The organism is Mycobacterium sp. (assembly GCF_032162105.1).
Taxonomy (GTDB): Bacteria; Actinomycetota; Actinomycetes; order Mycobacteriales; family Mycobacteriaceae; genus Mycobacterium.
On sequence record NZ_JAVRPS010000002.1, the window covers coordinates 1 to 10623 of the forward strand.

The following is a 10623-nucleotide window of genomic DNA, read 5'->3' on the forward strand; positions in this document are numbered from 1 at the left end:
CGCCGTGCACGGTCATGAACTCCGAAAGCCGTTCCCGCCGTTGCTCTTCAGCGCGCTGGTACGCGGCGACCACCCTGGGCCCCACCACGGCGCCGCTCAGGACGAAGCGTCCAGAGGTCACGTCGAAGCCGTCCTGCTCGTCCTCGGCCGTCGCCACCGCGGGCATGTCGGAAACCATCGCCCACATCACGTCGTGTCTACCGGTGAGCCGGGTGAGAACGTCGCCGAGCCGTTCGTCGACGTCGGGTTCGTCGGACACCACGAAGATCAGCATGGGATGCCGGTAATGCCTTGCCACCCAGTTCAGCTGGGTGACAATGTCACTGCGCGCCTGCCGCGTCGTGGTCTGCTGCTCGAGCCGGTGCAGCAGGTACTCGATGTGAGTCTCGCCGCGCCGCAGCCGGATGTCGACGCATCCTCGGACGTCGCCGAACACCATGCCGATCTCGTCGGAACGACGGATGGTGATCAGCCCCATGGCACCGATGACGTTTGCGGCGACCTCCCGCTTGGTCTCACCGGACGGTGCCAGCGCGGTCGAGTTCCGGCCCGTGTCGGCCACCACCAGGATCTTGTGGTGCTTCTCAGTGACGAATCGTTTGATCAGCACGTGGCCCGAGCGGGCCGACGCCTTCCAATCGATGTCGCGGACGTCGTCGCCGGGCACGTACGGCCGGAGGTCGTCGAACTCGAGGCTTCTGGTGTGAACGAGCGCGTAGCGTCCGCCCTCTAGAAATCCGCTGGTGTCGCGGCCGAAGTACTTCTTGGCGCTGTCGAGATGCTTTCCCACGCGGTTCGTCTACCTGTGTCTCACGGCACCCGCACCGCTTGCAACACCGCGTCGACCACGGCGTCCGGCGTCACGCCTGCGCTGGCGGCCTCGAACCCGAGGATCAGGCGATGCCGCAACACGCGATGCGCGAGTCGGGCGATGTCGTTGGGGACCACGTGGCCGCGACCGTGCAGAATCGCCAACGCCCGCGCCGTCCGGCAGAACGCGATGGTGGCGCGCGGGCTGGCGCCGTACTCGATCAGGCGGGCGGTGCTCGCGGGCAGGTACTGCTCTGGCTCGCGGGTGACGCCGACGAGGCGGCTGGCGTACTGGATGAGTGCGCGGTCCATGTGCACCGTCCGAGCCAGGTCCTGAACGCGCAGGATGTCCGCGGTGGCCACGACCGGCGCGCTCCGATGGTCCTTCTCGTACAACCCGGCGTCCATCCGTGAGATCACCTCGACCTCTTCGTCGATGGACGGGTAGTGCACGATCTCCTTGAGCATGAAGCGGTCGGTCTGCGCCTCCGAGAGCGGATACGTGCCCTCCTGGTCCACCGGGTTCTGCGTCGCGATGACGAGGAACGGCTCGGGGATCGGATACTCCACACCCGCGATCGTGGTCTGACGTTCCTCCATTGCCTCGAGCATCGCGCTCTGCGTCTTGGCGCTGGAGCGGTTGATCTCGTCGAGAAGCACGATGTTGGTGTGTACCGGCCCGAGTTGGGTGACGAAGGAATTGGTCGCCGCCTCGTACACCTGGGTGCCGATGATGTCGCTGGGCAGCAGGTCGGGTGTGCACTGGATGCGCCTGAATCCGCCCCGGATCGATTCGGCGACCACGCGGGCCGCGGTGGTCTTGGCCAGGCCGGGAACGCTCTCGATGAGCAGATGGCCGCCCGCGAGGAGGCCGAGAAGCATGGACTCCCGTAGGTGGTTCTGGCCGACCACCTTGGCGGAGAACGCGCCGGCCACCGCGCTCACGATCCGCTGGGCTTCGGCCATGTCACGCTGGTCAAGCTGCGATCGTGCTGCGGTCATGTGTCCTTCCGGTTCGGGTCCCGTGCTGTCCAGGTATACCCGGCGGCGCCGATTCCATGCCTTTTCAAATGCGCGCCCGGACGGCCGCTTCCCGTAGGTTCGGTGACGTCATGCTGGCACTCCTTCTACCTCTCCTGGGGTTCGCGCTCCTCGATTCGGTCAACGTTCTCAACCTGGGAGTGACGACGGCGGTCGTGTACGACAGCCGGTTGAGCCGCAGGTCAGCGCTGCCGTCCGGGCTGAGTTTCGTGGCAGGCGTATTCATCGCGATCACGACGTTCGGCGTGCTGACCGTCCTCGGCCTGAACTTCCTGACCGATCGTTTCGAGTTCGACCTCACGCCGACCATCCGCTATTGGGGTCAGTTGGCGCTGGGAGTGGTGCTCATCACCCTTGCGATCGCCTCGTCAGGACGGAAACCGACGCCGCCGCTGTGGGCGGTGAACGTGGCCAGGCGCAACCCGTGGCTGCTCGGGCTCGTCGGGCTCGTCATCGGCTTCGGGCAGGCGCCCACCGCCGTTCCCTATCTGACCGCGCTGGCGATGATCTCCGCGCGCGAACCGCTGCCGTCGGCGTGGCCGGTGATCGTGATCTGTTACTGCGCCATCACCTTGGTGCCGTCACTGCTCGTGTTGGCGCTGTCCACGCGGCGGACCATCCGGGCCCGGCGGGTGCAGCGCAACTTCGTCCGCGCGCTCACCCGGTACGGACCGCTTGCCGTACGAATGTTGTTCCTGGGCATCGGAATCGTGCTCGTCATCGGTGCGCTGCTGAACTATCGCGCCCTCTGGTGAGTGTCCGGCCGGCGAAAATCGATTGCGCTGCAACGGGTGGGGCGAGTTGACTGCTCGCATGGAACAGGGGGAGAGGGCACTACTGGCAGGTGTACCCGAAGTCGGGTACGCAACCGGACCGGTCCGTGGGTGGGACGGCCTGCGGCAGAGCGCAGTTGGTTACTCGATGGGACGCGACGCGGCAACGGTCACCCATGTCCGGGAGACCAAGCCGGGCTGGATCGCGACGATCCTGGCGGAGCTGACGCGGTAGCTTCACGTCGTTCATATTTCGCTGAGGGCTGCCCGCACTGCGCTTTCACGACCGTGGCCGCAATGTGAACGCAGTCTCGGTTGCTAAACGTGATCGACGGCCCACTGTGCGGCGCGCTTGACGAGTCCGGATTCCGGATAGCGGACGTGCGACCCGAAGTCCTTGCCCAGAGAGCAGATTGGATCGTTGGTGTTGCACATGTCGGCGGTCCTCGCGCCGTACAGCGGGCTGAGCATCGTCAACGGCTGGCCCACCCGCGCCGACGGATTGCCGAAGACCGTGACCGCGGCGACGTGGTTGGCCATCGCGGGAGGCATCGGGGCCTTGAACCCGACACCGGCGATCGGGGACGTCGTGATGACGTCGACGACCGCGGCGCCCTGCGAGTATCCGCCGAGGACGATCCTCGTCTTGGGGCACTTCGCCGCGGTGGACTGAACGCGCGCACTCGCGTCGTTCGCGCCGTCCACGACGGCGAGGAAGTCCCACGACGCGGGGTACTGCACGGCGTAGGCGCGGACCGATTTCTTCTTGGCCAGCGCCTTGATCGAGTCGACGAGTGCCTGCCCGACCTTGCCGATGCCAGGCGGTTCGTCGGTGCCCCTGGCGAAGACCACCTCGATGTCCGGGCAGTCGGCAGCGGAGGCAGTCGGCGTGGCTGGGGTGAAGGCCGTCGTCGCGGCAAGGGTGAGCAGGATCGCGAGGACGGCCGACACCATGCGGGCACCGCGACGGACGCGGGTCACCTCGGCTGCAATGAAGGACCTAAACAAGGAAGGTCCCTCCTTGGACCGAAGTGGGGGCATGCGAGCAAGTACCCCAATTATCACTCTTGTCCCTCTGGCCACACAAAACGTTACCGAGCCGTTGTGTTGCAGGTCCTGGCCCGGCGCGCGCGGCGACGTTCAGGCGGGAGTGCCGTCGGCGACCCTCGGCACCCGCTCGGCGGACGCGGTGTCCAGCACCAGCGCGGCCACCCGCGAACGGTGTTGCTCGGGGCTGCCCAGCAGCGCGGCGTCGGTGGTCGCGCGCTTGAAGTACAGGTGCGCCTGGTGTTCCCAGGTGAAGCCGATGCCGCCGTGCACCTGGATGGTGTCGGCCGCGACCCTCGCGAACGCCGCCGACGCCGTGGCCTGCGCGATGCTCGCGGCCAGCGCGGGATCGTCTTCAACATCTAGGCCATCGGCCAGTGCCCAGACCGCGTGATAGGCCGTGGAGCGGGCGTGTTCGACGTCGACCAGCAGGTCCGCCAGACGATGCTTCACCGCCTGGAACGACCCGATCGGCCTGCCGAACTGCAACCGCGTCTTGGCGTACTCGACCGACAGATCGAGCAGATGCTGTGCGGCGCCGACCTGTTCGACGGCCAGCAGCGCCGAACCCGCCTGTAGCGCATGCTCGATCACGCGCTGCGCCTCGCCCGAATCGGCCACCAACCGGGCTGGTGCGTCGGAGAACGCGACCGTGGCCTGTGGGCGGGTCAGGTCGAGCGTCACCAGCTGGGTGCGGTCCACGCCCGGCCCGGCGGCCTCGACGGCGTACAGCGCCACCCCGTCCGGTCCGCTCGCGGCCACCAACAGGTCATCGGCGGCGCCGCCGTCGACCACCCGCGGCGCCGTTCCAGTGAGCGTCCACTGCTCACCCGAGCGCGCCGCGGTGACCGTCACCGCCGCCGGATCGAACGCGCCGGCCCGGTCGGCCACGGCGAATGCTGCGGTGCGGCGGCCCTCCACCAACTCGGCGAGCAACCCGTCCCTCACCGGCCCGCCGGACGCGGCGACGAGTGCCGGGATGGCAAGGAACACGGTGCCGAACACGGGGCCACAGGCCAGCGATGCACCCAGTTCCTCGACGGCGACGGCCTGGTCGACCAGCGAGCCGCCGACGCCACCGTCGGCCTCGGGGACGGACAGTCCGAGCACGCCGAGCTCGGAGCCCAGCCGCGTCCACACCTTGGCGTCGAACGGGGGATCGGACTCCATCAGCCGGCGGACCGTCTGCTCGTCGAAATTCTCAGCGCAGAACTTGCGGACCGCGGTGCGCAGCTGAACCTGCTCGTCGGTGAACGTGAACTCAGCTTGTTTGCGGGGTTGATCCGCAAGCTCCTCAACCACGGGGGATCTCCTTCCAGGGCATGCCGGCGTCGGCGCGCAGATCTCCTGGCAGACCCAGGATCCGCTCGCCGAGGATGTTGCGCATCACGTCGGACGTGCCGCCTTCGATGGTGTTGGCGCGACTGCGCAGGAAGCGCTGCTGCACCGGACCCCGCCAGTCGGATTCGGACTCGTCCTCGTCCCTGCCGTGGGCGTACCCGTGATACAGAACCCCTTCGGGCCCAAGCAGATCCATGCAGAACTGGTAGATGTGCTGGTTGAGTTCGGCGCCCACCAGCTTGCCGATCGAACCCTCAGGGCCAGGGCCGCCGACGGTGGCGGCCGCCCGCGAGCGCTCGGAGGTGAGGCGCTGCGCCTCGGCGCGCAGCCACAGCTGGGATAGCCGGTCGCGCAGCACCGGGGTCCGCAGGTCGGGGCGCGAGGCCCACAGCGAGACGGCGTCGGCGATGGTCCCGGCGCCGCGCCGGCTGCCGCTGCCGCCGAGTGCACTGCGCTCGTTCATCAGGGTCGTCATTGCGACGTTCCAGCCATTGCCGACGTCACCGAGCCGGTGCTTGTCGGGGATGCGGGCGTCGGTGAAGTACACCTCGTTGAACTCGGCCTGGCCGGTCATCTGGCGCAGCGGCCGGGTCTCAACGCCAGGCCCGTGCATGTCGATGACGAAGTACGACAGCCCCTTGTGCTTGGGCACGTCCGGGTTGGTCCGCGCGAGCAGCAGGCCCCAGCGGGCGCGGTGCGCGAGGCTGGTCCACACCTTCTGCCCGTTGATCACCCAGTCGTCGCCGTCGCGGACGGCCGAGGTGGCCAGCCCGGCCAGGTCGGAACCGGCGCCCGGTTCGGAGAACAACTGGCACCAGAGATCCTCGGTGCTGGCCAGCGGGCGCAACCAGGACTTCTTCACGTCGTCGCTCTGCGCGTGCTCACGGATGGTCGGCGCTGCCATGCCGTACCCCATCGGGTTCAGCCCCAGCGGCACCGGGCCGCCTGCCCCTTGCAGGACCCGGTCGGCGACGGCCTGCAGGCCGCGCGAGACGCCAAGCCCGCCGAGCCCCTCGGGGAAGTGCACCCAGGACAGGCCCGCGTCGTAACAGGCGGCGAGGAACTCGGGGATGGGGACCGACTTCGGATCGTGCTCGGCGACGACCTGGCGCGCGAGATCCGCGACCCGGTCGGTATCAGCAGCGTTGCTCATCTGGCCACGATAGGAAATCGACACCCGTCAACTTCCACCGGGGCCAGTTCTATCGCGCCGACACGAGCCGAGGTGTCGTCATGAGCGGTGCTGGCGTACGGCCTGTACCCACGGGTCGGCGAGCATCGCCATGACCATCTCGATGATCTCGGCATCCGAGCTCCGGTTGCGGCCTCCCAGTCGCTGCGCCGCGCCCTCTATGCGCTGCAGACAGGCGCGAAAAGCGCTGCCGGCGGCATCGAGATAGGAAGCGGCCGCCTCCATCTGAGATTGATCGGTGAACTGCACGGGCGATTGAGCAAACTCGGGGGATAGGTCCTTAGCCCGCTCCTGCACCGTCCACGAGAGACTACGCATGAACTCGACATCCGGCTGGGGTTGGGACGAAACCTCCTCGGCCATCGCGATCTCGAGCAGGTAATCGATCTGGTAAAGCGCGTCCACAGCGCTCTCGATAGGCCTGATCTGCTCGCCCGCGCGGACTTCCGCCGGCGGAATGGGAATCGTCAGCAATCTTGACGACGTGGCCATCGACGTCGCCCGAGCTACATCGGCCTGTGCTTGCCGCACCACATCCCCGGCATAGGCATGCGCGTTGTCGATGTCGGCTTGCGCGGCCTGGCGCGCAAGGTCGATCTCAGCCTCTGCGGCTTGCCGCGCGGCAGCCACCTCGGCTTTGGCCTGTCCACGCGCCGCCGCAACCTCCGCAGCCGCATCGGCGCGCAGCTGCTCGGACTCGCCGCGCACCCGAGCGACCGCTTCCTCCCCGGCCGCCCGTTCCGTCGCCCGCTCTGCCACGCGCTGCTCGGCACGCGCCTCTGCAGCGCGCACGCGTTCCTTGGCCGCCGTCCTCTCGGCCTCCGCATCGGCGTGAACCTTGTCGAGCTGGGCTTGCAGCTGTTGCAACGCCTTTTCCCCGGCTGCCCGTTCCGTCGTCCGCTCTGTCATGCGCTGCTCGGCACGCCCCTCCGCAGCGCGCACCCGTTCCTGGGCTGCCGCCTCGCTGGCGGCCGCATCGGCGCGCGCCTGTTCAGTCTCAGCGCGCGCCAGCTGCACTGCCTGCTGATCAGCCGCTCGTTCCCGTGCCCGTTGACCGTCTTTGCGCGCCGACTCGGCCTCCACCGCGCGGATCCGTTCCTGCGCTGCGGTGACTGCGCGAGCGGACTCATCGGCCTCGGCCCGCGCCATCGACGCCGCTGCTTCGGCATCCAGCCGGCCCTGGTGTGCGTCGCGTGCCAGGCTTTCGGCCTCACGGCTTCGTTGGTCCGCCTCGACGAGCTGCATCACCAGCGAGAGACGGGGTTTCGCAGGCCCGTGACGTTGGCGGTGCTCGACGAGTTCACGCTCAGTCATCGCCGCTATCGCGACCGACTCTGGCCTAGGCCGCAAGCCCGACCGCTTGGACGACTCGACCGATTCCACCGCCGCGCGTCGCGTCAACCTGGCCCACTTGTCGACGTCGAGGTCCTCGATGTGCTGTCGCGTGGTTGTCACCGGCGCCGCCTCCTTCCGCCGGTCTCTTCGCCTGCGGCCGAGTGTGTTTCACCGGTCACCGGTTCTGGGTCGGCACCGGTGGCTGGCGCCGCCGCGCGCCGCCGCCTCGGCTCGGAACCCACCCCGCTCGGAGCGGGGCCTTCGGTGCTTGATGCCTGTTGGTCCGGTGGCGGCGTCTTGTCCGGCCCGCGATGTGCTGACGCCGCGGGCGCGGGCGCGGGCGCGGCAAGCGTGGAAAGTGGTCCGCTCTGCTGTGCCAGCACCAGCAGAAGCTGTTCCTGGTGGACCGCCACGGCCTTGGCGAGGGTGTCATCGCCGAGCCGCTCGGCATCACGAAGCAGCCCCTGTAGGAGCTCCAATGTCACCTCCGGTCCGAGGCCCAGGGTCGCGCCCTCGCTGGCCGCAGGTTCCAGCGCAGCGGTTTCCACCACCTGCCACCACTGGTCCCAGCATCGCGCCACCGCCACCGCGCGCTGCTCGGCCTCGCGACCTTCCTCGTAGTGACGTTCTCGCTGATCACGCTCGGCGAGAGACCGCTTGCCGGCCTGGCGAGACCCGTACAGCACGGCGCACAACACGATGACCGCGGCGACCACTGCGGCCGCGCCCGCGAAGCCAGCGGAGAGGATGAAGTCCCGCGCCGGCGGAAAAGCGATTGCTTGCACAACTTGTCTCACCCGGTCAGTCTCGCACCCACGGCGCCGTCCGATGCACGGAAAGTATTGACGGACAGCCCGCCGGACTACCAGGTGTCGACGAACCGCGGCCGCGTGGACTCGGGTGGGTGCGCCGCCGCGGCGGCCAGGGTGGCGGCGATCAGCCTGCGGGTGTCGGCCGGATCGATGACGTCGTCGATCTCGAACAGCTGGGCGGCGTTGAGCGCCTTGGCATTCTCCTGCGCGGCGGCGGTCGCCTGACGTACCCGCTCCTCACGCGCGCCGTCGTCGGCGATCGCCTCGAGCTCCTTGCGAAGGCCAAGCCGGACGGCGCCCTCGAGCCCCATGGGACCAAGGTGGGCACCCGGCCATGCCACGGTCAGCAGCGGCTCGTGCAGGCCGCCACCGCACATCGCTTGTGCGCCAAGCCCGTACCCGCGACGGAGGATCACCGCGACGAGCGGTACCCGCAGCGAAGCACCTGCGACCAGCATGCGCGAGCCGCGGCGGACCAGCGCTTCGGCTTCCGCGGCTGGGCCGACCATGTAACCGGGGCAGTCGATCAGCGAGACGACGGGAAGCCCGAACGCATCGCACAGCTGAAGGAAGCGGGCCGCCTTGTCCGAGGCACCCGCGGTGATCGCCCCTGCCATGACCATCGTGTTGTTGGCGATGACGCCGACGGCGCGGCCGTCGATCCGGGTCAGCGCGGTCACCATCTCAGGGGCGAACCGCTCCCGCAGGAACGTGACGGAACCCGCGTCGGCGATCGTCTCGATGATCGGCCCGACCGAATAGGCCCGACGCGCCCGCTCGGGAACCATGGTGCGCAAGGCGGTTTGGTTGGCGACGGGACCCGTTGTGGTCGGGACCTGGAAGTAGCCGATGAGCTTCTTGGTCGCGGCGACCGCCCGCGCCTCGTCGGCGACCACGACGTCGACCACCCCGTTCGGCGCCTGCACCGAAATGGGTCCGACGTCGTCGGGGTGGACGTCGCCCAGTCCGCCGCCTGCGATCATCGCCGGGCCACCCATCCCGATGGAGGCGTTCTCGGTGGCGACGATGAGGTCGGCGCAGCCTGCGATGACCGCGTTGCCCGCGAAGCACCGACCGTTGACGACCGCGATCCGCGGCACCAGACCGGACAAGGCAGCCCACAGCTTGAATGCGCGGACGTCGAGCGACGAGACCACGGGATAGTCGGTGTCGCCCGGTCGACCCCCGCCGCCCTCGGCGAAGAACACGGTGGGCAACCGCATCCGCTCGATCACGTCGAACAGCCGGTCCTTCTTGCGGTGGCCGAGCGCGCCCTGCGTGCCTGCGAGCACCGTGTAGTCGTAGGCCAGGACGGCGCACGGGCTGCCGTCGATGCGTGCGGTGCCCGCCACCAGACCGTCGGCGGGCGTGCGCGCGATGAGGTCGTCGACGTCACGCCGGAATCGTTGCGCGGCGACGGCGAAGCGGCCGTATTCGACGAACGAGTCGGGGTCGATCAGGTCGGCGACGTTCTCGCGCGCCGTACGCCCCTTCGCCGCATGCCTGCGCTCGATCGCGTCGGGTCGGGCCGCGTCCTCGGTCAGCGCCCGCCGCCGGATCAGCTCCGCGTGGTCGTCGCGCAGTTCGTCAACCGGGTCGGTCACAGCCGCGCGCCCGACCGTGGAATCTCCGCGGCGATGGCGTCCAGCAGTGCCGGATACCGTTTGGCCTCCCGGTGTCCGCCGGGCTTGCCGCTGCTGACCACCCCGGCCGCGAGCCGGCGCTCGGGGTCGGCCCACACGGCGATGTCGACCAGTCCGGTGTGCCCGAACGCTGCGGGTGCGTCGCGCCCGAACGGCCCGAACCGCTTGGAGCCCAACATGTATCCGGTGCCCCAGCGTAGTGGGGCAAGGCCCATCGCGAGATCCGGCCGCAACCGCCGGGCCTCCTTCGTCGCGGCCAGCAAGGTCTCCGGTTGCATGACCAGAACACCGTCGAGTTCACCACCGCGACGCAGTAATTCGGCGAACCTGGACAGTTCGTCTGCGGTCGAGACGGTGCTGGACGACGGCACCACGCTGGTGAGGAACGCCCGCGTGTTGGTGAACGGGATGATCTGGTGCGTGGTGCCGCCGATCGCAATGCGAAACGCCGCCGCCATCGGGGCGGGCAACGGCTTGCCGGTGGCGTGGCTCGGTGCGACCAGCGGAACGTCTTCCGGCGCAACGCCGTAGTTCGTCCAGCGGAATCCCAGCGGGTCGAGGATCTCGGTGGCGAGGATGTCACGGATGTCGCGACCCGCTGCGGCCGAGACGATCTCGCGGACCAGCGG

The 10623-nt window shown here is 68.8% G+C and carries 11 protein-coding genes; 2 read left to right on the forward strand and 9 right to left on the reverse strand.

Annotated features, from left to right (window positions below; translation table 11 throughout):
* Together QOC69_RS00045 and QOC69_RS00050 are read right to left on the reverse strand one after the other, a co-directional pair.
* Window positions 1-790 (reverse strand): DUF58 domain-containing protein (locus tag QOC69_RS00045; protein WP_526435105.1); only part of this gene is annotated, 790 nt, incomplete at its 3' end.
* Between the two features lie 20 nt (window positions 791-810).
* Window positions 811-1812 (reverse strand): AAA family ATPase, encoded by a 1002-nt coding sequence (locus QOC69_RS00050; protein ID WP_526435107.1) that lies wholly within the window; start codon window positions 1810-1812, stop codon window positions 811-813.
* 110 nt (window positions 1813-1922) lie between these two features.
* Between QOC69_RS00050 and QOC69_RS00055 the strand changes: the two genes are divergently transcribed.
* Window positions 1923-2606, forward strand: a complete 684-nt coding sequence (locus QOC69_RS00055; RefSeq protein WP_526435109.1) for a GAP family protein — start codon at window positions 1923-1925, stop codon at window positions 2604-2606.
* A gap of 58 nt (window positions 2607-2664) precedes the next feature.
* Window positions 2665-2859 carry a hypothetical protein gene (locus tag QOC69_RS00060; RefSeq protein ID WP_526435111.1) on the forward strand — a complete coding sequence of 65 codons (195 nt, stop codon included), beginning with the start codon at window positions 2665-2667 and terminating at the stop codon, window positions 2857-2859.
* A gap of 83 nt (window positions 2860-2942) precedes the next feature.
* Here the strand turns inward: QOC69_RS00060 and QOC69_RS00065 are convergent, their stop codons facing one another.
* From QOC69_RS00065 to QOC69_RS00095, 7 genes are all read right to left on the reverse strand, one after another.
* Entirely contained in the window at window positions 2943-3578 is a 636-nt protein-coding gene (locus tag QOC69_RS00065) for a cutinase family protein (protein ID WP_526435125.1), read from the reverse strand.
* Window positions 3579-3764: 186 nt separating this feature from the next.
* Window positions 3765-4973 carry an acyl-CoA dehydrogenase family protein gene (locus QOC69_RS00070; RefSeq protein WP_526435113.1) on the reverse strand — a complete coding sequence of 403 codons (1209 nt, stop codon included), beginning with the start codon at window positions 4971-4973 and terminating at the stop codon, window positions 3765-3767.
* Window positions 4966-6165, reverse strand: a complete 1200-nt coding sequence (locus QOC69_RS00075; protein WP_526435115.1) for an acyl-CoA dehydrogenase family protein — start codon at window positions 6163-6165, stop codon at window positions 4966-4968. Before QOC69_RS00075 ends, QOC69_RS00070 begins: the two co-directional genes overlap by 8 nt.
* A 78-nt stretch (window positions 6166-6243) precedes the next feature.
* Window positions 6244-7659 carry a hypothetical protein gene (locus tag QOC69_RS00080; protein WP_526435117.1) on the reverse strand — a complete coding sequence of 472 codons (1416 nt, stop codon included), beginning with the start codon at window positions 7657-7659 and terminating at the stop codon, window positions 6244-6246.
* Entirely contained in the window at window positions 7656-8336 is a 681-nt protein-coding gene (locus tag QOC69_RS00085; RefSeq protein WP_526435119.1) for a hypothetical protein, read from the reverse strand. Before QOC69_RS00085 ends, QOC69_RS00080 begins: the two co-directional genes overlap by 4 nt.
* A gap of 65 nt (window positions 8337-8401) precedes the next feature.
* The gene (locus QOC69_RS00090; RefSeq protein WP_526435121.1) at window positions 8402-9955 is read right to left on the reverse strand and encodes an acyl-CoA carboxylase subunit beta; all 1554 of its coding nucleotides are present in this window, start codon (window positions 9953-9955) and stop codon (window positions 8402-8404) included.
* A partial coding sequence (locus tag QOC69_RS00095; protein WP_526435123.1) for a serine hydrolase occupies window positions 9952-10623 on the reverse strand: 672 nt, incomplete at its 5' end. The genes QOC69_RS00095 and QOC69_RS00090, both read right to left, overlap by 4 nt.

Coding starts and splice junctions, on each gene's coding strand:
- QOC69_RS00060 (WP_526435111.1), top strand. CDS start 2,665: ATGGAACAGGGGGAGAGGGCACTACTGGCAGGTGTACCCGAAGTCGGG.
- QOC69_RS00050 (WP_526435107.1), bottom strand. CDS start 1,812: ATGACCGCAGCACGATCGCAGCTTGACCAGCGTGACATGGCCGAAGCC.
- QOC69_RS00055 (WP_526435109.1), top strand. CDS start 1,923: ATGCTGGCACTCCTTCTACCTCTCCTGGGGTTCGCGCTCCTCGATTCG.
- QOC69_RS00075 (WP_526435115.1), bottom strand. CDS start 6,165: ATGAGCAACGCTGCTGATACCGACCGGGTCGCGGATCTCGCGCGCCAG.
- QOC69_RS00065 (WP_526435125.1), bottom strand. CDS start 3,578: ATGGTGTCGGCCGTCCTCGCGATCCTGCTCACCCTTGCCGCGACGACG.